Genomic DNA, 23,390 nt, shown 5'->3' with positions numbered 1-23,390 from the left:
TCAGGCCCCCAGAATCAGGCTGGCATTGCTGCCGCCGAATGCAAACGAATTGCTCATCACGTAGCGTCCCGCTGCGTCGCCGGCCAGCCGCCGTTCGTCGCGCACGAGGTCGAGCGCCGGCAGCGCCGGGTCGTGCTCGCCGTCCCACACGTGGGCCGGCAGCGCGATCCGGCGCGCCAGCGTCAGCCAGCCGAAGCCGAGCTCGGTCGCGCCCGCCGCACCGAGCATGTGGCCGGTCAGCGGCTTGGTGCCGCTCGCCGGCACGCCGTGCGGAAACACCCGGGCGGTGACGTTGGCTTCCATTTCGTCGTTCAGACGCGTCGCCGTCGCGTGCAGATTCACGTAGCCGATCGCGGATGCCGCCACGCCGGCGTCCGCGAGCGCCGCGCGCAACGCGTCTTCCGCGCCGTGGCCGGCCGGGTCGGGCGCCGAGATGTGGTGCGCATCGCTCGACTCGCCGACGCCGGCCAGCCGGATCGCCGCTTCGTCGCGGCTCACCACGAACAGCGCGGCGCCTTCGCCGATGTTGATGCCGTTGCGGTTGCGGCTCATCGGATTGGTGCGGCCGGGGCTGACCGATTCCAGCGACGCGAAGCCCTGCAGCGTCAGCTCGCACAGCGAATCGGCTCCGCCGACGATCACCGCGTCGCAGATCTTCAGCTGCAGCAGGCGGCGCGCGGCCGCAAATGCCTTCGCGCTCGACGTGCAGGCCGTCGACAGCGTGTACGCCGGCCCGGTCACGCCGAGCACCGCGCGCACGAACGGCGCGGCCGTGCCGATCTCCATCTGCCGGTAATCGAAGCCGGCGGGCATCGCGCCGGTCGCGGCACGTCGTGCGAGCGCGTGTTCCGCCGCGTCGACGCCGGACGTGCTGGTGCCGATCACGACGCCGATCCGGCGCGGGCCGTAACGCGCGATCGCCGCATCGACCAGCGGCTGGATCTGCGCGAGCGCCGCGAGCAACAGCCGATTGTTCCGGCAGTCGAAATGCGCGAGCGCGGCCGGCGGCGCGCACTCGAGCGGCGCGGTCACGCGCCCGACCCAGCCGCCGGCCGGCGCATCGGCGCGCGGCGCCATTCCGGGCGCGACTCCGCGGCCCAGGGCGTCGACGATCGCGTCGGTCGTGGCGCCGAGCGCGTTGATCATGCCGGGCGCCGACAGGTAGACGGCCGTACGAGTCGAATTCATGCGCGGCGCTCCTGGCCGGATGGCGTGGCGAGCGGTGCGAACAGCACCGAAAAGACGATGCCCAGCGCGAGCGTCGTGCCGAAGCTGCGCAGCGCGGGCATCGCGCTCGCGCCGAGCATGCCGAACGACAGCAGCGTCGTGGCCGCCGACAGCAGCACGCCGGTCCATACGGCGCCCAGGCCGGCCGCGTCGCGCATGCAGCCTTCGCGCAGGAACACCGCGTAGTTCGCGCCCACGCCGAGCACCAGCATCAGCGCGAGCCAGTTGAACAGCGTGAGCGGCACGCGCACATAGCCGAACGCGGCGAGCGTCAACGCAATCGCGAACACGACCGGCAACGTCGTCGCGATGCCGCCGCGCACGCCGTAGCGCCACATCAGCAGCGCGGCGACCACGACGAGCGCACCGGCCAGCCACAGGCCGCTATCGACGCGATACGCGCCGAACAGGCTCGACACGCTCGCGGCCTTGTCGACCCACGACACGCCCGGCAACGTGCGCGCGACGGCCGCGAACGTCGCGACGTTCGCCGCATCGACGCGCTCGGGAATCGCGAGCGCCGCGCTGACCGGGCCGGCGCCGCCGTCGATTCGACCGAGCCACAGATGCCGGAACGGCGCCGACCAGCGCGCCGCGAGCCAGCTGTCGACCGACAGCGTCGCCGCGGCGTCGGCGGAGAACGCGCGCAGCCACGCGTCGGCGACCTCGTCGCGAAAGCCCGCGTGCGCGAGCGTCGCGCGCAACGCGGCCCTGTCGGCGAATACCTGCGTGGCGAGCACCGCACGGTCGCGCGCCTGCCGCTGCGCCGACGGCACGAACGTCGCGATCGACTGCACGCGGCCGAGCCGCTGCGCATCGAGCGCGCCGATCAGCGCCTCCGATCGCTCGAGCACCTGTTCGTCGGACGCGCCCTGAACGACGAAGAATTGGGCGGTGTTCGCGAGGCCCACCGCCGCACGAATGCTGCTTTCCTGCCGCGCGAGGTCCGCGTCGCGCTGAATCAGCAGATGAACGTCGTCGTCGCTTTTCAACAGCGCCCAGCCCGGGATGGCGACCAGCGCCACCAGCACGGCGACGGCCACCGCGCGCCGGCCGGCCAGCAGCGACTGCCAGCCGCGCAGCAAGCGGGCCGCGTTCGCGAACACGCGCGCCGGCACGCGCCGCGGCGGCCGTGTCAGCATCAGCGGCAGGAAGCCGGTCACCGCGGCGAACGCGCAGGCGATGCCGACGATCGCGAAGCACGCGATCTGCTTGAGCGCCGGGAACGGCACCCACATCAGGATCGCGTAGCCGAGCAGACTGGTCGCGAGCGCGACCGCGAGCGCCGGCCTCACCGCCGCCGCGCCGCGGCGCGCATCCCATTGCGGCCCCGCCGACAGATACGCGACGAAATACTGGATCGAATAATCGACGGCCTCGCCGATCAGGCTCACGCCGAACACCAGCGTCAGCAGGTGCAGCTTGCCGAACACGAGCAGCGTCGCCGCGAGCGCGCAGACGATGCCGAACGCGGTCGACGCAAACGCGAGCACCAGCAGGCGCGGCGAACGGAACACGCTCATCAGCAGCAGCGCGATGCCGGCCAGCGATACCGCGCCGATCACGTGCACGTCGCGCTCGGCGCTCGCGCGCGCCGCTTGCGCGTAGAACACGGCGCCGGCGCGGTCGACGCGAACGCCGGCGAAGTCGGCCACGAGCGCACGTTGCGCATCGTCCGTCGCGACGCGTACCGCGTGCTGCACCGTCGATTCATAGGCCGACCCCGGCAGCGAGGTCATCACGAGCACGCCGGTCGCGCCGTCGCGATGCGACACCAGCATGCCGTCTTCCATCGACAGATCCGACGCCGCCAGCGGCAGCGCGCCGAGCCAGTGCTGCAGCCAGCCGAACGGATCGTCGGCCACGGGCGTCTGCAGGCCGTCGGCCGGCGGCGCATAGAGGCGCCGGGTCAGTTGCTCGCCGAGCGCGGGGTCGCCGCGCTCCAGCGACCGGCGATCGGCATCAGTCAGCAAGCCGAAGCGCGCGGGCATGTAGGTGGCCGCGATCTGCGACAGGTCGAACGGCGGCACCTCGACGGTCACCGAACGAAATGCGCCGCTCGCGGCGAGCCGCGCGCCGAAGCGTTTCGCGGCGGCCTTCGCGCGGGCCGCGTCACGGTCGCTGACGAGGAACACGGTGCGGTTGCCGAGCGCATCGCCGAGCAGATCGACCGCGCGTTCCGCGACCGGGTTCGCCTCGGTCGCCGGCAGCAGCGCGAGCAGGTTCGTCTGCAGCGGCGACGGGCCGCTGAAGCGCCACAGGATGATCGCCGCGGCAGCCAGCGTGACGAGCAGCCACGCGCCGCACAGCATGCGCCGTCGCGCGCGTGCAGGTGCGCCGCCGCTCACGTCGCGCGCCGTGCTCATCAGCGCGCCTCCAGCCATGCGCGCTCGGCCGGCGCCGGTGCGTCGACCGGCGTCGGCCGAGCAAACTCCAGCGCGCTCGCGTTGCCGTTCGCGAAGGTCATGTCGAGCCGGCCCAGATACGCGCCGCCGCTCATTTCGAGCACGCGCACCGCCTGCGCGAGCTGCGGCTGGTTCGGCCGCAACACCATCCGCCATCGTTCGGGCGTGCCGCTCGCTTCGACGTCGAACTGCGCGTACAGCGCGGACAGGTCGCCGCCGAGCATGTCGCGCATCATCCGCGACACCTGCGCGACGCCGCGGCCACCGCCGCCGGCTGCGACGAGGCGTCCGTCCGCGCCGACCTCGCGCACGCCGCCGTCGGTGATCACGTAAGTCGCCCGGTACGGCGTCTCGATCCGCCACACGACGCCGGCCCGGCGATCGAACAACATCGAGCCGGTGCTGACGAGCGGCTGCTTCATCGCCGACAGCGTCTGGGTCTGCCGAAACTCCGCGCGGATCGCGCCGACCCGCGCAAGCCGCGCGGCGATGTTCGACACGAGCGCGGCATTCGCGGATTGCGACGCCGCGCCCGACGCCGGTGCGGCCACGGCCGCGGCCGCGCCGCCGGCCAGCGTCAGGCATGCGGCCGCGAACATCGTCACGAGCCGTCCGTTACGCAGCATCAGGCCCATTGCGCACGCACCCGTTCGATCAAGGCCGGCGGCGACACGAACTGCAGTTCGCGCGTCGTCGCGTCGATGGCCAGTTGCACCGTATACCCCTTCGTCAAACGCTCGCCGGACACGGCATCGACGATCTCGTAACCGATCTTCAGCCGGTTCTCGAATTCGAGCAGCGTCGCGCGCACGTCGAGCTGCTGGCCGTACAGGGCCGGACGCACGTACTTGAGGTGCGCCTCGACCACCGGCCACATGTAGCCGGACGCCAGCATCGTCGGATAGTCGTAGTCGATCATGCGCAGCAGTGCCGCGCGGCTGCTTTCGAAATACTTGAGGTAGTGGCCGTGCCAGCAGACGTTCATCGCATCGACGTCGTGAAACAGCACTTCGACGCGTGCCGTCGCGGTCAGCGCCGGACGAGCTTCGTTCATGCCGCCTCCTCCTGCCCGATGCCGTCGCGCGATGCGCCGATCGGTTCGCATGCGGCGAGCCGTGCGCACAGCGCACGCAGTTCCGCTTCGAGCGGCCGGTCCTCGACCACGAGCGGCGATTGCCGGCCCACGTCGTCGACGAACGCGCGCAGCGCCGGCGTCAGCTGCGCGTGCGGATCGTCACGCAGCCGCAAGCGCACGGCCTGCACGGTCGCGAGCACGTGCGCGGCGGCGACCTGCTCGGTGAGCGCCAGCACGCGCAGGCAATCTCGTGCGGCGATGGTGCCCATGCTGACCTTGTCCTGATTGTGCGATTCCGTCGAACGCGAGAACACGCTCGCCGGCATCGTGTGCTTCAGCGCTTCGGCCGTCCATGCGGAAGACGAAATCTGCACGGCCTTGAACCCGTGGTTGATCGCCGCACGCTCGGGCGCGGCGCCGCTCAGGTTGCGCGGCAGGCCGTTGCTGAACTTGTCGTCGACCAGCAGCGCGAGCTGGCGGTCCATCAGGTCCGCCAGATTGGCCACCGCGGTCTTGAGCGCGTCCATCGCGAACGCGATGTGCCCGCCGTAGAAATTGCCGCCGTGCAGCACGCAGCCTTCGTCCGGGTCGATCAGCGGGTTGTCGTTCGCGCTGTTCAGTTCGTTCTCGATATCGCGGCGCATCCACGACAATGCGTCGCGTGCGACGCCGATCACGTGCGGCGCGCACCGGACCGAATAGCGGTCCTGCAGCCGGCGGCCCGGCAATTCGTCGCGCCCGGCCAGATCGGCGCGAATCCACGCCGCCGCCTCCGCCTGCCCCGCGTGCGGCTTCGCGTCGAACAGCCGCGCGTCGAAGTGTCCGGCGCGGCCGTCGAGCGCGATGGTCGTCAACGCGGTCAGACGCGCCGCCATGCGCGTCAGGTGGTCGGCGCGCGCAAACGCGAGACACGCGAGGCCCGTCATCACGGCCGTGCCGTTCATCAGCGCGAGCCCCTCCTTCGGCGCGAGCGTCAGCGGCGTGCGATCGATCGCGCGCCACGCGTCGCGCGCGTCGCACTCGCCGCCGGCGAACCCGACGCTACGCTCGCCGACCAGCGCCGCGGCGACGTACGACAGCGGCGTCAGATCGCCGCTCGCGCCGACCGAACCTTCCGACGGAATGCGCGGCAGGATGCGGTGATTCACCATGTCGGCCAGCCGTTCGAGCAACGTGAAGCGCACGCCCGAGTAGCCGAACGCGAGCGAGTTCAGGCGCGCGACGACGATCGACAGCGTTTGGGTCGCGTCGAACCAGTTGCCCATTCCGCAGCCGTGATAGCGCGTCAGCTGCAGCGGCAGCGCTTCGACGAGCGACGGCGGCACGTCGACGACGCACGCGTCGCCATATCCGGTCGTGACGCCGTACACGGTGCCGCCGTTCGCGAGGTGGTCGCGCAGCCACGCCGCGCCGCGCTCGATCCGCGCGCGCCAGGCGGGCGCCGCGTTCAGTGCGAGCGGCGCGCCGTCGCGCGCGATCGCGACGACGTCCTCGATCGTCAGATGCCGTGCGCCGACCACGACGGCCGCCCGGCCCGCTGCCGCCGCGGCGCTTGCCGCGACGTCGCTCATCTCATGCTCGGCCACGCGGACCTCCATCGGGCCGCGCCCAAAAATCGAAGAAGTTGAACCATTGGTAGGGCGCCTTGCGGCAATAGTGTTCGAGCCGTGCGGCATAGCGCTGCGCCCATGCCGCGACGTGCGCGGCGCGCTCGCGGCGCGGCAGTTCGATGCGCTCGGCGAACGGCTCGAAATAGAGCCGATAGCCGCGCGCCTCCTTCAGGCAGAAGAACAGATAGACCGGGCAGCCGAGCGCATGCGCGAGCACGTACGGGCCCTGCGCGAACGCGGCCGTCGCGTCGAGAAACCGGGCGTCGACCGTTTTGCCCGAATCGTTCGGCGGCACGCGATCGCCGACGATCACGAGCAGCTCGCCCGCGTCGATGCGCGACTGCATCATCATCGCCGTGTCCGGCCCGAAGTCCGACACTTCGACGAGGTGCTTGCCGTAGTCGCGGTTCGCGCCGGCGAGCACGCCCGTGAAGCGCTTCGCATGCTCGGTGTAGACGATCGCGGTCACCTTCGTGTGGGCGTCGCGCAACGCGAGCGCGCGCGTCATCTCCAGGTTGCCGAGATGCGCGCCGATCACGAGCGCGCCGCGGCCGCTCGCCGCGAGCGCATCGAACGCGGACGAATCGTCGAAACGCACGTCGAGTTCGTCGAGCCGCCCGGACCACGCGACGAACTTGTCGAAGCCGGCCTGCGCGAACGCCAGCATATGCCGGTACGCGCTGCGCCATCCGGGCTGCGGCATGGCCGCGGCCTTGGCATCGCGCAGGCGGGCGATATAGGTATGCGATGCCGCGCGTGCGGTGCGATTCGTCAGCACGAAATAGCCGACGATCGGATGCAGCCAGCACGACGTGAAGCGCTTGCCGAACCAGCGGCAGCTGAGCGCCAGCAGGGCCATGCCGAGCCGGCTGCCGCGCTCCGGCGTGCGCCACCACGCGCGTGCGCGCGCCGTCGGCGCGGCGCCGCGCCGCCCGACGAGCCGGCGCGCGACGAGCAGCGGCGCGCGCATGAGCATGCCGGCCACGAGCCGCGTATGGCTCGCGCTGATGCGTACGTTGTCGCGCCAGACGTCGAAATGCGAGACGCCGTCGGCCGGGTAGATCACGCGCGTCTCGATCGTCCTGAACGCGAGCCCGCGCCAGTGCAGACGCACCAGGATTTCGCTGTCGAACGCCATGCGCGTCGGCAGCGGCACCGCGTCGATCAGCTCGCAGACCGCGTCGACCGGATAGAGCCGAAAGCCGCACATCGCATCGGGAATGTCGAGCGACAGCGTTTCGATCCATACCCACGCGTGGGTCAGATAGCGGCCGTACAGGCGCGCCTTCGGCACGCTGTCGTCGAAGCGCGGCCGGCCGAGTATCACCGCGTCCGGCTCGGCCTGCGCGGCCGCCACGAACTTCGGCACGTCGGCGGCGTCGTGCTGGCCGTCGGCGTCGATCTGAATCGCGTGCCGATAGCCGCGCGCGCGCGCCGCGCGCAATCCTTCCATCACGGCCGCGCCCTTGCCGCGGTTGGCGGGCAGCCGCAGCAGCGTCATCGTGCCTGCGTAGCGCGCGGCGAGCGCGGTCAGCACCTGTTGCGTCGGCGCATCGCTGCCGTCGTCGACCACCAGAATCGGCAGGCCATGCACGGCGAGCCGCGCCAGCGTGCCGCCGATCGCGTCGCGATGGTTGTAGATCGGAACGACGATGCAGGTGCCGCTCATTGCGCCGCCGCCTCGTAGACGAGCACGCCCGACGTGCATTCGCGCTCGCCGCGGCGGAACGCGAAGCGTGCGCGGCCGCGCGCCGCGTCATGCGCGATGCGCAGCGTCAGCACCGCGCCGGGCGGCACCGGCGCCTTGAATTTCAGATGCTCGACGCAACGCAGCTCGCGCACGGCCGGCAGCTCGCGCGCGGCCAGACGCGCCGCCCAGTCGATTTGCACGACGCCGGGCAGGATCGGCAGCCCCGGAAAATGTCCGTCGAAATGCGCGAGCGTGGCCGGCACGCGCAGCTCGTAATGCAACGCGTCGTCGCTGCGCCAGGACGCGAGCAGTTCGAAACCTTCCGGCGTGGCCGTGAAGGCGGCCGCGAGCGCGGCGGCCGGCAATTTGCCGCGCGCGTCGAACGGCATCGCGTGCAGGAAGCGCCAGTAGCGCGGCAACGCGGCCGCGTCGAAATAGTCGCCGAGCGCATGCCGCAGCGCGGTCGCCACGGCGACCCGTCCGTCGGCGGCCAGCACGTCGCGCCCGGCCGCGGACAATACCGCGACGACGCCGACGTGCGCGCGCGTCGCGCCGTCGACCACCACGGCCGCCGCCTGCGCGACGTAGGCGTGCGCGAGCAGCCGCGCCTCGAGCTCCGGCAGCGACACGCGCTTGCCGTCGAGCTTGACGATGCGATCGCGCCGCCCGGCGAGCACGAAGCGGCCGGACGCATCGAACTGCGCGGTGTCGTCGGTGCGGTGCCAGCGATCGTCGCCGAGATGCGCGGAGCGCACGCACAGCGCGCCGTCGTCGTCGCAGCGCACGCCGATGCCCGCGAACGGCTGCCATGCGGGCGAAACGTCCTGACGCCGCCATGCGATGCCGCCCGTTTCAGTGCTGCCGAAGATTTCGAGCGGCGCCGCGCCGAACGCGTTCGCATACGCGGCTGCCGCATCGGCCGGCAACGGGCCGCCCGACGAGAAGAACGCGCGAGGCGCCGGCGCCTGCATCGGGAAGCCCGGCAGCGCCGGCCAGCGCGCCAGTTGCGCCGGCGTGGAGACGACGATGCCGCCGCCGTATGCGGCGAGCCGCTGCTGCAGTTGCAACGGCTCGAGCACGGCGATCCGGTCGAACGCGCGGCCGGCCGCGAGCGGCCACAGAATCCTGAACAGCAATCCGTAGATGTGATGATGCGGCACGCTCGACAGCGTGACCGCCGCACCGACGCGCTCGGCCCATTCGCGCTGCAGCGTACGCACCTCCGCGTCGAACTGCGCGAGCGACTTGCGCACCGGCTTCGCGCTGCCGCTGCTGCCCGACGTGTAAAGCGTCACCGCGGCGTCGGCGTCGATCGTGCGGGCCGCGGGTGCGGCCTCGCCGCCCGCGGCCGGCGCACACGCGGCCAGCGCGGGTGCATCGAGCACGAGGTCGTATGCGTGGGCCAGCTCGGCGAGATAACCGGGCGCATTGCTGGCCGGAATCACGGCTTCGGCGCGCGCGGCCGCTACCGCGAACAACGCGCACGCGAACGCGAACGGATCGTCCGTGCTGATCGCCACGCGCCGCGCGCCGCTCGCCTCCACGCGCCGCGCAATGGCGTCGGCGTGGGCGCGCAGGTCGCCGAGCGTCAGCACCTGCGCGCCGTCGCGACAGACGGCCGCGCCGCTGTCCGCTTCGGCCGCGAGCATCTCGTGCAGCGCGATCATGCGACACCTGCCCGTTTGCGCGCGGCGGCGATGAAGGCCCTGCGCCACAGCCACTCGCCGGCGATCAGCGCACCGATCAGCACGTACGCGACCAGCCCGTTGTAGACCGCCCACGCGGCCGGGCGCCAGTACAGCGCCGTGTAGACGGAGAAGCCGCCGTTTGCGATGAAGAACGCGCACCACACCTGGGTCACGCGGCGCGTGTAGCGGACGATTTCAGGGCTCGGCTCCGGATAGGTGAGCCGCGCGAATTTTTCGATCATGGTCGGACCGTGCCGCAGCGTCGCGCCGAACGCGATCAGCAAGCCGGCGCTCACGCATGCGGGATACAGATGAAGAAGCCGCTCGCTGTCGGTGACGGCGATCGCAACCGACAGTGCGGTCAATGCGCCGGCGACGCACCAGTCGAGCAGCGCGAGGCGTCTGAGCGCGTTTGCGAACGGCCCGTTGCCGACGGTGCGCTGCAGCCACAGCAGCGCAACCAGCAGGCAACCGACGTAACGCGGCGACATGCTCTGCCACGCGAACAGGATGACGAGCGGATAGGCGAGTGCCAGCACCGCCCGGCCCGCGACGGCCAGCCGCCGCGAACCGCGCGTGCCGGTGGTCGCGCGCATGCCCGTCACCGCCATCGTCACGCGTCTGCGAGCAACGCGTGCACGGCGGCCACGACGTCGCCGACCGTGCGCACGGACTTGAACTCTTCGGGCTTGATGCGTTTGCCGGTCATTTCCTGGAGCTTGATCGCCAGATCGACGGCGTCGATGCTGTCCAGGTCGAGTTCTTCGAACAGGTGCGTGTCGGGCTGCACCTGTTCGGGCTCGATCGCAAAGTTCTCGTGAAAGATGGCGCGGATGCGCTCCAGGATTTCTGCGTCGGTCACGAGAGACTCCCCTTTTCCAGCACGGCTTCGTGCGATGCCTGATGAGACTGCTGCTCGGCGATGAACGCCGCGAGCGTGTTGACCGACCGGAAATGCGCCTTCGTGCGCTCGTCGTTGGCGGCGATCGTCAGATGAAACTTCTTGCGCAGCATGATGCCGACTTCGAGCGCATCGACGGAATCGAGCCCGATGCCGTCGGTCGAGAACAGCGGCGCATCGTCGTCGATGTCGTCGACGGTCATGTCGCTGAGATCGAGCGTCTCGATCAGAAGCTGCTTAATTTGCAGTTTTAAAGTAACCATGCTGAATGAGACTTTGAGTAATGTGCACTTCCACCTCGCGGGCAATGCTGCGCGCGGCGATCGACGGCGACGCGACGTTCGCTGCCAGCCGGTCCAGGTCCATCGGTTCGAGCACGTCGATGCGCATGCGGAACGCACGAGACGGCACGTGATACCAGCGCAGCGTCTTGGTGAATACCGGCGGGTCGCAATCGATCAGCACCGGCTGAATCCTGCTGCCCGACTGCAGCGCCATGTGCGCAAAGCCGCGCGAGAACGCGTGCAGGCGATTGCCGCCCGGGCTGCGCGTGCCTTCCGGGAAGATGATCATCGTGTAGCCGGCCGCCAGCTGGCGCGCGCCGGCGTCGACCAGCTCCGTGGCGTCCGCGTTGCTCACGTACTCGGCGGCGCGCACGATGCCCCAGAAGCACGGGTTGCCCCAATGGCCGCGCTTGACCACGCAGCAGGCCTTCGGCGTCAGCGACAGCAGCACCATCACGTCGAGCCAGGTCGGGTGGTTCGCCACGACGATGGCCGGGCCGCGCTGCGCCAGACGCTCGACGCCGCTCAGTTCGAGCTTCATCACGCCGACGCGCTGCAGCAGCGCGACCAGCGCGCGAAAGAAATGATGGATGACGAGCGTGACGCCGCGCTGACGCGAACGGCGATGCGGCCACAGGGCGCTGGCGACGATCGCCAGCAACGAGAAAGCCGAGCCGCACAGCGCGAAAAACGCCAGGCTCGCGCCGGTCGCGAACAGGCGCCAGCCGTAGTCAAGCCGCGCGATCATTCCAGCTCCATCGCCACGATGCATGGCGGCTGCGCCACGACGCCGTCGTGCGCGTCGACAGGCAACGCAGCAGCGCGGCGCTTTGCGTGCCGGCTGCGTCGTCGGCCTCTTCGTCCGCGCAGTCGTCCGCATCCTCGGCGGCCATCTCGCAGGTGAGATAGCCGGCCGGTTCGGCGGCGCCCAGCAGGATGGCGAGGCCGACGCTCTCCGGATCGTCGTCGACCGCGCCGTACACGGGATCGGCCGGCTCGTGCGCATAGACGAGCAACACCGGCGACGCCGGCGAGGTTTCGTATTGGGAATAGGCTTCGAGCAGCGCGTAACCGAGCGTTTCGTGTCCGGCCGCGATCGCGGTCGCGGGCGAGCGGTCGCGCCTGGCGATGCCGAAGATGCCGGTGACCGCATTGAGAACCGAGAGACTGAACGCCGTCGGCGACACGGGCTCGCGCGCGCCGATGGCGGCGAGTATGCCGGTGGTGCGCGCCAGCTCCCCGTGGCGCGATGCGAACACCATACGCAGCGGATCGTCGTCCGATCCTGCGCAGTCGTACGCTGCCTGAAGCGCGACACGCGACAGCCGGCTCAAGCGGCGTCGCACCATCGGATCGAGGGCTTCGACGCCCGGTGCCCCCGCGGTCGAAATCGACGTCCATCTGGCGATTGGCATGGTCCAATGCAAATCGGCCATTTTTTTGTTCTCTTTACGGTTACTTCGCTGAGGGTAGTTTTTTTAATGCGCCGCTCGCGATGCGCAGTCAGATGCCGTTTCATCCAGCATGCCGTCCTGCACGTCGGACTCGGCGGTTCGAGACATCGGCTTACCGGCTCCCCGGAGCCATACAGCCGATCACGCAGGAAATCGCGGCGTCACGCAACACAATCGACGGACGGCCGACCGTCGGGCGGTCTTGTTTCGGCGAGACTGTAACAGGACCGTCGTGCGAAATCAACGCGCCGACGCCGGCGTCAGACGATATTTAATCCGATTTGTCAATTGTTATGAAACGCTCGATTCGAAAGCGTCAAACGGTCGGGAGTATAACGCGTTAGCGGTCGAGCGCATAACCGGCGAGCGCGATGCGGTGAACCGGATAGCCGGTGTCCATTCGGGCGCGCGTCTCGACGCGTTATGCGTGCGCATGCCGCCGCCGGGCGCACCGTTGCGTCGAACCGCGGGCCTCGTTCCTGACACTGATGCGTCTGGCGCAACCGGCGATGTAGTCGCGGGCATTTCGAGCGCGCCGAAGAACGCGCAATGCGGATCATTTATCCGAATCCAGTATCAGCCGCCGCGGAGGTATTCAATTACGTCGCGGGGTTTCCCGATTCGATACGGAGATACGATTCCACGAGCGGTTTGTCGCGTCTCGATGTGGCGATAATCTTGCCGTCGCGATGGCCGGTATTTTCTTGCAGCGAGACGGGCGTTGGTCTTCGCCTCGGTGTTTCCAAAATCGCTCGTTGGCGTCTGACTTGCCGAGCCCCGCCCGACGCCGCTTCAACTCTGCGGCAACGCCAGCGTGAAGATCGCGCCGCCCTGCTCCGCATTGCCGGCCGTCAGCGTTCCGCCGTGACGATCGACGATGCCGTAGCTGATCGACAACCCGAGCCCCGTTCCGCGCCCCTGCGGCTTGGTCGTGAAGAACGGTTCGAACACGTGCGGCAGATGCTCGTCCATGATGCCCGTGCCGTTGTCGCGCACCGTGACGATCACCTGGCCGTCACGGTGGGTCGCGTCGATCCAGATCTCCGGCGTGCCTCGATGCGCGCTCGACGCGGCGTCGCACGCGTTCTGGATCAGGTTCATCATCACCTGCAGCAATTGCCCCGCGCTGCCGTGCACGAGTTGCGGCTCGCCGGGCGACCAGTGAACGTCGAAATCCGGCCCCGCGCCTTTCCTGATCCAGTGAATCGCGCGCGTCACGACCTCGTTGATGTCGACCGCGCCGAGCTCCTCGCGATCGACCGCGGAGAACCTGCGCAACGCGCTGACGATGTCCGCCGTGCGCTGCGCGCCTTCGACCATTCCGTCCACCAGCGACGGCAAGTCGGCCAGAATCGGATCGATCCGCAACTCCGTGCGCAGCCGGGTGCGCTCGGCGGCCGATAGCGGCTGCGCCGTCGCATCGATGAAGCGCGTCAGGCGCTCGCCATACCGCTTCAGCACATGCACGTTGCCGAGCACGAAGCTGATCGGGTTGTTCAGCTCGTGCGCGACGCCGGCGACCAGACGCCCGAGCGCCGCCATTTTCTCCGAGTGAAGCAGTTGCTGTTGCGCGTGCTTGAGCGCGTCGTGCGCTTCGCGCAGCTGCCGATACGCGCGTTTGAGCTCGCCCGTCGGGCGGCCTACCAGCAGGTAGCCGAGCCTGCGGCCGCGCGGCCCGCCGCGCGGCGTACAGCTGAAGTCGACCGGCACGGCCGCGCCTTGCCGATCGCGCATGTTCAGTTCGACCACCGTGCCCTGCGCCGGCGTGCCCGACGCCGTGACGGCGCGCAGCGCGGTGACGCTCGCGTCGTCGGCGAGCCAGCTCTCGAAGCGCGATCCGCGCAGCACGCTGTCCGGCTGCCCGAGCAGTTCGCACATCGCGGCATTGGTTTCCTCGACCTCGCCGCGCGCATTGCACGCGGCCAGCACGTCCGACATCGACGACAGCAGCCCGAGAATGAACTGCTGCGATTGCTCGAGCTGCGCGTTCTTCTCCTCGAGCGCAATCTCGTCCTGCACGAGCTGCGAGTAGACCTCGTCCATCTTGTGGATCACTTCGAGCCAGGCTGCGTCGTCGAGACCTTCGGCATCGGGCCGGGCGTCCGGCCCCGCGGCGGCGTGGCTCAGCGCATCCGCGCCGGGCGCCGCGCGGCGCTTCGCCGCCGGTTTGGGTGGGTTCGATCGATTGCTCGCCATGACGCTGTCAGTACGCTGTTCGTAATCCGGGTTCGGCCGACCGTGGCGGCCGGCTCAATGCACCGTGCAGACCATGCACGGGTCGAAGGACCGCACGATGTGCTGGACCGCCACGGGCGTCGTCTCGCCCGGCTCGACCGGCGCGCCGATCAGCGCGGCTTCGAGCGCGCCCGGACGGCCGCCGGCATCGCGCGGCGAGAAATTCCACGACGTCGGCGCAATGATCTGATAATTCGCGATCCTGCCGTCCTTCACCGCCAGCCAATGGCCGAGACTGCCGCGCGCGGCCTCGTTGAGCCCGACCGCGCGGCCCTCGTCCGGCAGCGCGAAGGCCGCGCAATACGGCATGCCGGGCGCGAGTGCGCGCACCCACTGCTCCATCATCGGCACGACGCGGGCCAGCTCCAGCAATCGCGCCAGCACGCGCGTGTACACCGAGCCGCCGCAACGCGCGACGGCGTCGGCGATCAACGGGTGACCATCCGCCAGCTGCCGCGCGATCGCACCGGTTTCCAGCACCGCGCCGTTCAGCCGCGGCGCCTTGTTCCAGGTGTAAGCGCCCGGCTTGTCCGCGCGCGGCTCGGTGAGCCCCGCGAACGGATGCCGCGCGCCGCCCGCATCGTCCAGCCATGCATGCGTCGCGTCTTCCGTGATCGCGTCGAGATCGAGCGCATCGGCCTGCTTGCGCTGCGCGTCCCAGACGCCGCCGCGGAACGCGTGCGCGCCGTCCGGTTGCGGATACGCGCCGTACGACAGGTACAGGCCGGGGCCGGCGCCGAGGCGGTCGAGGCCGAGATCGCCGGCGAGCGTCAGGAAGAACCGCAAATCGCCACGCCGTTCGCCGCGCGCGCGCCAGGCGGCGAGCGCGGCTTCGCTGTCGAGCTGCGCGATCTCCTCGAGTGGCGCGTCGAACAGCACCTCTTCGAGAAACTGCCGGAATTCGCCGATGAACCCGAGCAGGCGGATCCGCTCCGCGTTGTCGATCGCGCGCGCGCTGCCGCCGGGCTGGATCGACCCGGTGTGCGGCCACTTGCCGCCGAGCGTGCCCATCAGGCGCAGCCAGCGTTGCCGCGCGGCAAGCGAGGCGCGGTGCCGTTCGCCCTGATAAGGCGTGAAGCGCGACACCGCTTCGGCGTGCCACGTGCGCGCCGCATAGACCGGCCGCACGAAATCCGGCATGAAGAACAGATAGAAGTGACTGAGGTGATCGGCGAGGTTCTCGGCGGCGAGCATCAGGTTCGTCGCGATCTGGCCGTTCGGCGTGGGCGTCACGCCGGCCAGGTCGGCCAGCGTGCGCGCGGCCGCCACGCCCTGCGACACCGAGCAGATACCGCAGATGCGCGGCACGTAGACGAGCGCATCGAGCGGATCGCGATCGAGCAGGATCTGCTCGAAGCCGCGAAACATCGTGGCGTTCACATGCGCGTCGCTGACCCGGCCGTCGACGACCTCGATGCGCACCTCGAGGTCGCCTTCGACGCGATTGAACGGACCGATCACGAGTCGAGACATCAAGACACCTATTTATTACGGGGCCGCGAACGGACCGCGGGCGCGACTTTCAGATGATCGGCCGTCGCGTTTTCGCGCACGCGCTTCGGCGTCGCGGCCTTCGACAACGACGCGAGCGCGACGAACCATGCCTTCGGCATGTCGCTCGGCAAGCCGATCGGGATGCCGGCGACGTTCGGCGTGCGGTGGAACGCGTGACCGGGCTCCTCGAAGCCCGGCTCCGTGCAGTTGATGCACGCATACCCGCCGCGCGTGCACGAGCCGTCGCCGTTCCACAGGCGCGTGTTGCAGTCGGCATGCGCCTGCGTGCCCTTGCAGCCCATGTGCTCCATCATGCAGCCGAGATCGGACGGACGCACGGCGCTCGCCTTGTACTCGTAGAACTCGTTGCGCGTGCAACCGTGATGGACGAGCTGGTCGGCATAGAAGCGCGGCCGGCCGAGCGTATCGAGCGCAGCCGGATCGAGCAGCGACATCGACAGCGCGCTCAGCGTCTCGACGACCCAATCCGGATGCGTCGGGCAACCGGCCACGTTGACGACCGGAAAGCCGCTGCGCGACCGGTACGCCGCCCCCAGCAGCCCGCCCGGCTGATCGCCCTCGTACTGGAGCCCGCAGGCATCGGCCGGATTCGCGCCGGCCGCGGTGATGCCGCCGTAAGCGGCGCAGGTGCCGATCGCCACCGTGTAATGCGCGACGCTCGCGAGCCGGGCGACCCAGTCGATCATCGGCACCCCGGTGCCGGCCAGCACGTGAAAACGCCCCGTGCCGTTCGGGCCGCGCAGCATCGCGCCTTCGACGCACAGCGCATGCAGCTCGACCGTACCGTCGAGGCACGCCTGCAGCACGTCGCGGGCGTCCGCGCCGGTTTCGAGCGACAGCGACGGATGCCACAGCAGCCGAATGCCGGCGCGCGACAGCATGCCGGAGAAGTCCGGCGTGTCGGCGCACAGCAGCGACATGTTGCAGCCGCCGCAGCCGCCCGACTGCAGCCACAACACGTTGAACGCGCCCGTGCCGTCGGGCGCGCGGGTATCGACGCTCATTTCTTCTCCAGACCGAATCGCTGCATTTTCTGGCGCAGCCCGGCGCGCGACAGGCCCAGCTCGGACGCGGCGCGCGTCTTGTTCCACCGGTGCCGCAACAGCGCCTCCTTGATCAACATCGTTTCCATCGCATCGAGCCGCTCCTGCAACGTGCCGGCCGACGCAATCTGCGCTTCCGGCCCGCGTGCGGCCGGCCCCGACTGCCCGCGCAGCACCTTCGGCGAAAACGCGTCGGCGCGGATCAGGTCGTCGTCGCTCAGCGCGACCGCGCGGTAGATCTCGTTGCGCAGCTCGCGAATGTTGCCCGGCCACGCATAGCCGAGCAGCACCGCCAGCGCATCGCGGGCGAAGTCCAGCCCGGCCGGGCGCGACTCGTGCTCGGCGATGGCCTGCAGCAGCCGGTGCGCGATCGGCACCAGATCGCCGCTGCGCTCGCGCAGCGGCGGCAGCGCCAGCGTGGCCGTCGCGATCCGGTAGTAAAGATCCTCGCGGAAACGCCCGGCCTCGACTTCGCGCTCGAGGTCGCGATGCGTCGCGGCGATCACGCGGACGTCGACCGGCACCGCGCGCGTCGCGCCGACCGGCCGCACCTCGCCTTCCTGCAGCACGCGCAGCAGCCTCACCTGGAAGGCGAGCGACGTGTCGCCGATCTCGTCCAGGAAGATGGTGCCGCCGTTCGCGCGCTGGAACAGCCCCGCGTGGTCGTGAACCGCGCCGGTGAAGGCGCCGCGCTTGTGGCCGAACAGCTCCGATTCGAGCAGCGTGTCGGCCACGGCCGCGCAGTTCTCGACGACGAACGGGCCGGCCGCGCGCGGGCTCGCGTAGTGGATCGCGCGCGCGAGCATCTCCTTGCCGGTGCCGGACTCGCCGAGGATCAGGATCGACAGGTCGTAGCGCGCGAGCTTCGACGCGAGCTTGCAGATCGGATCGAGCGGGCTGCCCGGCGCGCGCACGATCGCATCGAAGCCGAGCGTGTTCTGCACCTGCGCGAGCTTCTCGTGGCTGCGCTGCCGCAGCAGCGGGACGCTGTTGCGCAACTCGAGGTCGAGCCGATGCATGTCCTGCTGCAGCGACTGCGCCTCCGCGGCCTGGCGCACCGTGTGGAGCAGATGGTCGGGCATCCACGGCTTCAGCACGAAGCGGTGGATGCCGGCCTGGTTGATGCCCGCGACGATGTCCTCCGAATCCGTGTAGCCGGACACGATGATCCGCACGGTGTCGGGCCACGTCTCGCGCACTTCGGACAGGAACTCGACGCCCGTGCGCCCCGGCATCCGCTGATCGCAGAGGATCACGGCGACCGGCTGCTGTTGCAGGATCGCCCGCGCCTCGTCGGCGGAACTCGCGGTGAGCACCTCGAACTCCTCGTCCAGCACGCGGCGAATGGTTTCCTGCGCGCGCAGCTCGTCGTCGACGACCAGCACGGTGGGGGGCCTGCGCAGCGGCGCCGGATCGGGTTCGGGGTCGGTGCTGGGATGGACGGGTAAAGGCGAGCTCATGGGTCGATCGAGGCCGTGCAGATCCGGCCGATTCAGGCCCGCCGCACGCGGAATGCGGCAGCAGGCGGCCTGACAACGCGCATGATACCCGCGTCGGACGATCCTCGCCGTTCCGCGGCGTCAGCAAATGCGCGGCAGCTGTTCGCCCGACAGCCAGTCGGCGATCCGCCGTCCGCCGAACTTCGTCTCGACCTGCACGAAACCGTGCGCGTCCTCGGTCACCTCGCCGATCTGCACGGCGTGCGCGCCGAGCGGATGCGCACGCATCGCGGCCAGCAGCGCGGGCGCGTCCTCGGCCGCGCAGACGGCGACGAGCTTGCCTTCGTTGGCCACATAAAGCGGATCGAGGCCGAGCAGCTCGCATGCCGCGTCTACCTGCGGCAGCACCGGAATCGCGTCCTCGCGGATCAGCATGCCGACGCCCGACTGGCTCGCGATCTCGTTGAGCGTGGTCGCCAGCCCGCCGCGCGTCGGGTCGCGCAGCACGCGCACGCCCGGCACGGCCGCCAGCATGCTCGCGACCAGCGTGTGCAGCGCGGCGCTGTCGGAGCTGATCTCGACGTCGAACTCGAGCGCCTCGCGCGTCGACATGATCGCGACGCCGTGTTCGCCGATGGTGCCCGACAGCAGCACCGCATCGCCCGGGCGCGCGAGCGCGCCGTCGATCCGGATGCCCGCCGGCACGACGCCGACGCCCGTGGTCGTGATGAACACGCCGTCGCCCTTGCCGCGCTCGACGACCTTGGTGTCGCCGGTGACGATCGGCACGCCGCACTCGCGCGACGCGTTCGCCATCGATTCGACGATGCGCTTCAGGTCCGCCAGCGCGAAGCCTTCCTCGATGATGAAGCTGGCGGCCAGGTACAGCGGCCGCGCGCCGGACATCGCGACGTCGTTGACCGTGCCGTGCACGGCCAGGCTGCCGATGTCGCCGCCCGGAAAGAACAGCGGCGACACGACGTGCGCGTCGGTGGCCATCACCACGCGCTCGCCGGGCGCCGTCGCAGGCGGCGCGAACGCGGCCTGATCGTTGCCTTGCCGCAGCCATTCGTTGTCGAAGGCGGCGACGAACAGTTCGCGGATCAGCTGCGCCGACGCGCGGCCGCCCGCGCCATGACCCATGTCGATCCGGCCGTCGCGGAAATTGAGGGGCCGCACGTACGCGGGCTTGGTGCGAGGGGTCGGTGTCGAGCTCATGCGGGTACCAGCGGAATGTCCTTGAAACGGCCATACGAGTAATGCGCGGCGCACGCGCCCTCGCTCGACACCATGCACGAACCCATCGGATTCTCGGGCGTGCACACGGTGCCGAACAGCGAGCAGTCGCGCGGCTGCTTGAGGCCGCGCAGGATCGCGCCGCACTCGCATTTGCGGTGGTCGGCGACGGGCCGGTAGACCAGCCCGTAACGCGCTTCGGCGTCGTGGCGCGCGTATTTCGCGCGGATCCGCAGCGCGCTGGCCGGCACCTCGCCCAGGCCGCGCCACTCGAAGCTCTCGCGAGCCTCGAACACGTCGTCCATCAGCGCCTGCGCGGCGGCGTTGCCGGCACGCGTGACCGCCCGCGAAAATTCGTTCTCGACCTCGGCGCGGCCGTCGTTGACCTGGCGGATCAGCATCAGGATCGCCTGCATCACGTCGAGCGGCTCGAAGCCCGCGATCACGACCGGCTTCCGATAGTCGCGCGCGAAGCCCTCGTAGGGCGCCGAGCCGATCACGATGCTGACGTGCGCGGGGCCGATGAAGCCGTCGAGCGGCACGGCGTCGGCCGCCACGGCCGGCGCCGCGAGCAGATGCGTGATCGCGGCGGGCGTCAGCACGTGGCAGCACAGCACGCTGAAATTGTCGACGCCGGCAGCGGCCGCGTCGCGCACGATCAGCGCGGTGGGCGGCGTGGTGGTCTCGAAGCCGATCGCGAAGAACACGACCTCGCGGTCGGGATTCAGGCGCGCGATCTTCAGCGCGTCGAGCGGCGAATAAACCATCCGGATGTCGGCGCCGTGCGCCTTCGCGCGCATCAGCGACATCCCGCCGGAGGCCGGCACGCGCATCGTGTCGCCATAGGTGCAGACGATCACGCCGCGCTCCAGCGCGAGCTGCACCGCGAGATCGACGCGTCCGACCGGCAGCACGCAGACGGGGCAGCCGGGGCCGTGGATCATCCGCACGTTGTCGGGCAGCAGGTCGGTCACGCCGTAGCGGGAAATCGCATGCGTGTGACCGCCGCAGAATTCCATGAAGTGATAGCGCGTGCCGGGCTGCGCCTCCGTCTGAATGCGCGCGGAAATGCGTTCGGCGAGCGCGCGGTCGCGGAATTCGTCGATGTACTTCATTGCGGCGCTCCGCTCGGATGCACGTCGCCGTCGCCGGCCGCGTGCGCCAATTCGCCGAACAGCGCGAGCGTACGCTCGGCCTCGTCCGGATCGATCCTGCCGAGCGCGTAGCCCACGTGCACGATCACGTATTCGCCCAGCCGCGCGTCGGGGACGAGCGCGAGCGAGATCGTCTTGCGCACGCCGCCGAGGTCGACGACGCCCATGTCGGCGTCGCGCAGCTCGACGACGCGTGCGGGAATGGCTAGACACATGTCGAAACTCCTTCGGACGTCGCGCGCACGGCGCCCGACGTCAATGTATGCGCGGCGACCCATGCCTGGCCCAACGCCAGGCCGGCGTCGCCGCATGGCACCGACGACGGCGCGCAGCTGCGCACGCCGCGCGCGTCGAGCGCGGCGCGCAAGCGCGCCGACAGCAGCCGGTTGGCGAAGCACCCGCCGCCGAGCAGCACGGCACGTCCGTGCGCGGCCGCGGCGGCCCACGCGGCGAGCGCGTCGGCGAGCGCGAGATGAAACAGCGCGGCGCCGTGCGCGCTCGCGCCGGCATCGGCCAGTTCGAGCACGCGAACCAGCAGCGGGCGCAGGTCGAGCTCGCCGTCGTCCGCGATGCGCCACAGTCCGTCCGTATCGGGCTCGGGATGGTCGCGCAGATAGTCGGCGGCGTGTCGTTCGAGCGCGATGGCGGCTTCCGCCTCGGTGCGCTGATGGCGGCAGATGCCGAGCAAGCCGGCGGCCGCGTCGAACCACCGGCCCGCACCCGTGCTCGGCGGACAGTTCAGGCCGCGCGCCAGCATCGTGCCGATCGTGCGCGCCGCGCGCGTGCCGACGTCGCCGCCGAGCCGCGCTTCGATCTCGTCCGCGCGGCCGAGCGTGTGCAGCGCCGCCGCAGCCATGCGCCACGGCTCGCGGGCCGCGACGTCGCCGCCGGGCAGCGCGAGCGGCGTCAGATGCCCGAGCCGCCGCCAGCCGTCCGGCGCGACCTCGAGCAGTTCGCCGCCCCAGGCGGCGCCGTCGGTGCCGAGCCCGACGCCGTCGAGCGCGAGCCCGACGACCGGCTCCGCGAGCCCATGCTCGGCCGCGACCGCGCCGATATGCGCATGGTGATGCTGCACCGCGATCGCCGGCACGCCGAGGCGCTCGCTCCATTCGACGGCCAGCCGCGAGCTGTGGAAATCCGGATGCAGGTCATGTGCGATCGCGCGCACCGGCCGACCGGCTTGCCGGGCCGCATCGACGAGCGACGCGACGGAGGCCTCGAGCGCGACGCAATGGCGCGGATCGTCGAGATCGCCGTGCAGCGGCGACCAGTACACGTCGCCGTCGACGTACACGCACGCGGCATTCTTCAGCCACGCGCCGGTCGCGAGCACGGTGTCGGCGCCCCACGCGCGCGGCAGGCGTTCGCGCCGCAGCGTCATGCCGCGTCTCCGGCGCGACGCTGCTGCGCGCGCAGCGCCGCCAGCTCGGCCTCCAGCTCGCCGATTCGCGCGGCCAGCGGATCGTGCGCGTCGCCCGTGCGCAGAACCCAGTCGAGCCACGCGTCGATCCCGTCGCCGGTGGTCGCCGACACGCAGATCACGTCGAGCGCCGGATTGATGCGGCGCGCGTATTCGATGCAGCGCTCGACGTCGAACTGCACGTACGGCAGCAGGTCGGTCTTGTTGACGATCATCAGCCGCGCGGCGGCGAACATGTCCGGGTACTTGAGCGGCTTGTCCTCGCCTTCGGTCACCGACAGGATCGCGACCTTCGCGTCCTCGCCGAGATCCCACAACGCCGGGCACACCAGATTGCCGACGTTCTCGATGAACAGCACGCTGTCGGGCTGCTGCGCCGCGCCGCGGCGCTCGGACGAAGCGTGCGCGTCGTGCGGGTGGTGATGATCGTGATCGTGGTGGTGATGTTCGTGGCCGTGGCCATGCGCGTGGCCGTGATCATGACCATGCGCGTGCAGCGGCAGCCGTTCATAGGCCGCCGCGACCATCGCCGCATCGAGATGGCATCCCTTGCCGGTGTTGACCTGGATCGCCGGCGCGCCGGCCGCGCGAATGCGCTCGGCGTCGTTCGCGGTTTGCTGGTCGCCTTCGATCACGGCGATCGGCAACGCCGGCGCGCGCGCGCGCAGCGCGGCGATCGTCGCGCACAGCAGCGTCGTCTTGCCCGAGCCGGGGCTCGACACGAGATTCAGCGCGCGTACGCCGTGCGCCGCGAAATGCCGCCGGTTGTGCGCCGCATGGCGATCGTTCTCGCCGAGCACGTCCTGCTCGATGCGCACCGTGCGCCCCTGATCAAGGCCATGCACCGTGACGCCGGCCGGCCCGAGGCCGTAATGCAGGTCACCGCTCGCCGCATCGGCGCGCACGTGCGCGTGAGCGTCGTGGTGCGCGTGATGCGCATCGTGCCGATCCCGGTGCGCCCCGTCGGGGCTGTCGCAGCCGCATACCACGCACATGTCGTTCTCCTTCCGCAAT

The 23,390-nt window shown here is 70.2% G+C and carries 21 protein-coding genes; all 21 read right to left on the bottom strand.

Translation table 11 applies throughout. The annotated features are described in order from the left end of the window. The gene (locus MBR110_RS25530; protein ID WP_181709665.1) at positions 1-1,188 is read right to left on the bottom strand and encodes a beta-ketoacyl-[acyl-carrier-protein] synthase family protein; all 1,188 of its coding nucleotides are present in this window, start codon (positions 1,186-1,188) and stop codon (positions 1-3) included. Beyond that, the gene (locus MBR110_RS25525; RefSeq protein WP_181709664.1) at positions 1,185-3,593 is read right to left on the bottom strand and encodes an MMPL family transporter; all 2,409 of its coding nucleotides are present in this window, start codon (positions 3,591-3,593) and stop codon (positions 1,185-1,187) included. Before MBR110_RS25525 ends, MBR110_RS25530 begins: the two co-directional genes overlap by 4 nt. Next, complete coding sequence (locus MBR110_RS25520) at positions 3,593-4,267, bottom strand: outer membrane lipoprotein carrier protein LolA (RefSeq protein WP_105856619.1); 675 nt, start codon at positions 4,265-4,267, stop codon at positions 3,593-3,595. Before MBR110_RS25520 ends, MBR110_RS25525 begins: the two co-directional genes overlap by 1 nt. After that, positions 4,258-4,686, bottom strand: coding sequence for an acyl-CoA thioesterase (locus MBR110_RS25515; RefSeq protein WP_011880092.1), 429 nt, complete (start codon positions 4,684-4,686; stop codon positions 4,258-4,260). Before MBR110_RS25515 ends, MBR110_RS25520 begins: the two co-directional genes overlap by 10 nt. Beyond that, complete coding sequence (locus MBR110_RS25510; protein ID WP_041494441.1) at positions 4,683-6,293, bottom strand: HAL/PAL/TAL family ammonia-lyase; 1,611 nt, start codon at positions 6,291-6,293, stop codon at positions 4,683-4,685. Before MBR110_RS25510 ends, MBR110_RS25515 begins: the two co-directional genes overlap by 4 nt. Continuing rightward, positions 6,280-7,986, bottom strand: a complete 1,707-nt coding sequence (locus MBR110_RS25505; RefSeq protein ID WP_059897290.1) for a glycosyltransferase family 2 protein — start codon at positions 7,984-7,986, stop codon at positions 6,280-6,282. The genes MBR110_RS25510 and MBR110_RS25505 overlap by 14 nt, the downstream gene beginning before the upstream one ends. After that, positions 7,983-9,674: an acyl-CoA synthetase family protein gene (locus tag MBR110_RS25500; protein WP_059561343.1), complete on the bottom strand. Its 1,692-nt coding sequence runs from the start codon at positions 9,672-9,674 to the stop codon at positions 7,983-7,985. Before MBR110_RS25500 ends, MBR110_RS25505 begins: the two co-directional genes overlap by 4 nt. Further along, the gene (locus tag MBR110_RS25495; RefSeq protein WP_034192765.1) at positions 9,671-10,306 is read right to left on the bottom strand and encodes a membrane protein; all 636 of its coding nucleotides are present in this window, start codon (positions 10,304-10,306) and stop codon (positions 9,671-9,673) included. The genes MBR110_RS25500 and MBR110_RS25495 overlap by 4 nt, the downstream gene beginning before the upstream one ends. A 2-nt stretch (positions 10,307-10,308) precedes the next feature. Next, the gene (locus MBR110_RS25490; protein ID WP_011880087.1) at positions 10,309-10,557 is read right to left on the bottom strand and encodes an acyl carrier protein; all 249 of its coding nucleotides are present in this window, start codon (positions 10,555-10,557) and stop codon (positions 10,309-10,311) included. After that, complete coding sequence (locus MBR110_RS25485; protein ID WP_034192766.1) at positions 10,554-10,859, bottom strand: phosphopantetheine-binding protein; 306 nt, start codon at positions 10,857-10,859, stop codon at positions 10,554-10,556. Before MBR110_RS25485 ends, MBR110_RS25490 begins: the two co-directional genes overlap by 4 nt. Beyond that, positions 10,834-11,628, bottom strand: coding sequence for a lysophospholipid acyltransferase family protein (locus tag MBR110_RS25480; RefSeq protein WP_034192767.1), 795 nt, complete (start codon positions 11,626-11,628; stop codon positions 10,834-10,836). The genes MBR110_RS25485 and MBR110_RS25480 overlap by 26 nt, the downstream gene beginning before the upstream one ends. Beyond that, positions 11,612-12,316, bottom strand: a complete 705-nt coding sequence (locus MBR110_RS25475) for a beta-ketoacyl synthase chain length factor (RefSeq protein ID WP_034192768.1) — start codon at positions 12,314-12,316, stop codon at positions 11,612-11,614. Before MBR110_RS25475 ends, MBR110_RS25480 begins: the two co-directional genes overlap by 17 nt. A gap of 810 nt (positions 12,317-13,126) precedes the next feature. Further along, positions 13,127-14,530, bottom strand: a complete 1,404-nt coding sequence (locus MBR110_RS25470; RefSeq protein ID WP_081053382.1) for a PAS domain-containing sensor histidine kinase — start codon at positions 14,528-14,530, stop codon at positions 13,127-13,129. Between the two features lie 54 nt (positions 14,531-14,584). Then, positions 14,585-16,042, bottom strand: a complete 1,458-nt coding sequence (locus MBR110_RS25465; protein ID WP_181709663.1) for a nickel-dependent hydrogenase large subunit — start codon at positions 16,040-16,042, stop codon at positions 14,585-14,587. A gap of 8 nt (positions 16,043-16,050) precedes the next feature. After that, positions 16,051-17,088, bottom strand: a complete 1,038-nt coding sequence (locus tag MBR110_RS25460) for a HupU protein (RefSeq protein WP_181709662.1) — start codon at positions 17,086-17,088, stop codon at positions 16,051-16,053. Further along, the gene (locus MBR110_RS25455; RefSeq protein ID WP_045579647.1) at positions 17,085-18,587 is read right to left on the bottom strand and encodes a sigma-54-dependent transcriptional regulator; all 1,503 of its coding nucleotides are present in this window, start codon (positions 18,585-18,587) and stop codon (positions 17,085-17,087) included. Before MBR110_RS25455 ends, MBR110_RS25460 begins: the two co-directional genes overlap by 4 nt. Positions 18,588-18,707: 120 nt before the next feature. Further along, on the bottom strand, positions 18,708-19,784 hold the full coding sequence (hypE, locus tag MBR110_RS25450) for a hydrogenase expression/formation protein HypE (RefSeq protein WP_011880077.1): 1,077 nt from the start codon (positions 19,782-19,784) through the stop codon (positions 18,708-18,710). Further along, positions 19,781-20,917, bottom strand: a complete 1,137-nt coding sequence (gene hypD / locus MBR110_RS25445) for a hydrogenase formation protein HypD (RefSeq protein ID WP_176315211.1) — start codon at positions 20,915-20,917, stop codon at positions 19,781-19,783. The genes hypE and hypD overlap by 4 nt, the downstream gene beginning before the upstream one ends. Continuing rightward, positions 20,914-21,171, bottom strand: coding sequence for a HypC/HybG/HupF family hydrogenase formation chaperone (locus tag MBR110_RS25440; protein ID WP_011880075.1), 258 nt, complete (start codon positions 21,169-21,171; stop codon positions 20,914-20,916). The genes hypD and MBR110_RS25440 overlap by 4 nt, the downstream gene beginning before the upstream one ends. Beyond that, on the bottom strand, positions 21,162-22,337 hold the full coding sequence (locus tag MBR110_RS25435) for a Kae1-like domain-containing protein (RefSeq protein WP_176043231.1): 1,176 nt from the start codon (positions 22,335-22,337) through the stop codon (positions 21,162-21,164). The genes MBR110_RS25440 and MBR110_RS25435 overlap by 10 nt, the downstream gene beginning before the upstream one ends. Then, positions 22,334-23,371: a hydrogenase nickel incorporation protein HypB gene (hypB, locus tag MBR110_RS25430; protein WP_131754505.1), complete on the bottom strand. Its 1,038-nt coding sequence runs from the start codon at positions 23,369-23,371 to the stop codon at positions 22,334-22,336. Before hypB ends, MBR110_RS25435 begins: the two co-directional genes overlap by 4 nt. Positions 23,372-23,390: the final 19 nt, after the last annotated feature.

The organism is Burkholderia sp. MBR-1, assembly GCF_013822785.1.
Taxonomy (GTDB): Bacteria; Pseudomonadota; Gammaproteobacteria; order Burkholderiales; family Burkholderiaceae; genus Burkholderia; species Burkholderia vietnamiensis.
Note: the sequence above shows the minus strand (reverse complement) of the source record. Positions and strands in the feature narration are given on the sequence as shown.

Excerpts from the sequence above, each read along its gene's own strand:
- MBR110_RS25460 (WP_181709662.1), bottom strand. The coding sequence starts at position 17,088 with ATGAGCGTCGATACCCGCGCGCCCGACGGCACGGGCGCGTTCAACGTG.
- hypD (WP_176315211.1), bottom strand. The coding sequence starts at position 20,917 with ATGAAGTACATCGACGAATTCCGCGACCGCGCGCTCGCCGAACGCATT.
- MBR110_RS25530 (WP_181709665.1), bottom strand. The coding sequence starts at position 1,188 with ATGAATTCGACTCGTACGGCCGTCTACCTGTCGGCGCCCGGCATGATC.
- hypB (WP_131754505.1), bottom strand. The coding sequence starts at position 23,371 with ATGTGCGTGGTATGCGGCTGCGACAGCCCCGACGGGGCGCACCGGGAT.
- MBR110_RS25475 (WP_034192768.1), bottom strand. The coding sequence starts at position 12,316 with ATGGCCGATTTGCATTGGACCATGCCAATCGCCAGATGGACGTCGATT.
- hypE (WP_011880077.1), bottom strand. The coding sequence starts at position 19,784 with ATGAGCTCGACACCGACCCCTCGCACCAAGCCCGCGTACGTGCGGCCC.
- MBR110_RS25440 (WP_011880075.1), bottom strand. The coding sequence starts at position 21,171 with ATGTGTCTAGCCATTCCCGCACGCGTCGTCGAGCTGCGCGACGCCGAC.
- MBR110_RS25505 (WP_059897290.1), bottom strand. The coding sequence starts at position 7,986 with ATGAGCGGCACCTGCATCGTCGTTCCGATCTACAACCATCGCGACGCG.
- MBR110_RS25465 (WP_181709663.1), bottom strand. The coding sequence starts at position 16,042 with ATGTCTCGACTCGTGATCGGTCCGTTCAATCGCGTCGAAGGCGACCTC.
- MBR110_RS25495 (WP_034192765.1), bottom strand. The coding sequence starts at position 10,306 with ATGGCGGTGACGGGCATGCGCGCGACCACCGGCACGCGCGGTTCGCGG.
- MBR110_RS25525 (WP_181709664.1), bottom strand. The coding sequence starts at position 3,593 with ATGAGCACGGCGCGCGACGTGAGCGGCGGCGCACCTGCACGCGCGCGA.
- MBR110_RS25435 (WP_176043231.1), bottom strand. The coding sequence starts at position 22,337 with ATGACGCTGCGGCGCGAACGCCTGCCGCGCGCGTGGGGCGCCGACACC.
- MBR110_RS25455 (WP_045579647.1), bottom strand. The coding sequence starts at position 18,587 with ATGAGCTCGCCTTTACCCGTCCATCCCAGCACCGACCCCGAACCCGAT.
- MBR110_RS25515 (WP_011880092.1), bottom strand. The coding sequence starts at position 4,686 with ATGAACGAAGCTCGTCCGGCGCTGACCGCGACGGCACGCGTCGAAGTG.
- MBR110_RS25520 (WP_105856619.1), bottom strand. The coding sequence starts at position 4,267 with ATGGGCCTGATGCTGCGTAACGGACGGCTCGTGACGATGTTCGCGGCC.
- MBR110_RS25500 (WP_059561343.1), bottom strand. The coding sequence starts at position 9,674 with ATGATCGCGCTGCACGAGATGCTCGCGGCCGAAGCGGACAGCGGCGCG.
- MBR110_RS25480 (WP_034192767.1), bottom strand. The coding sequence starts at position 11,628 with ATGATCGCGCGGCTTGACTACGGCTGGCGCCTGTTCGCGACCGGCGCG.
- MBR110_RS25470 (WP_081053382.1), bottom strand. The coding sequence starts at position 14,530 with ATGGCGAGCAATCGATCGAACCCACCCAAACCGGCGGCGAAGCGCCGC.
- MBR110_RS25485 (WP_034192766.1), bottom strand. The coding sequence starts at position 10,859 with ATGGTTACTTTAAAACTGCAAATTAAGCAGCTTCTGATCGAGACGCTC.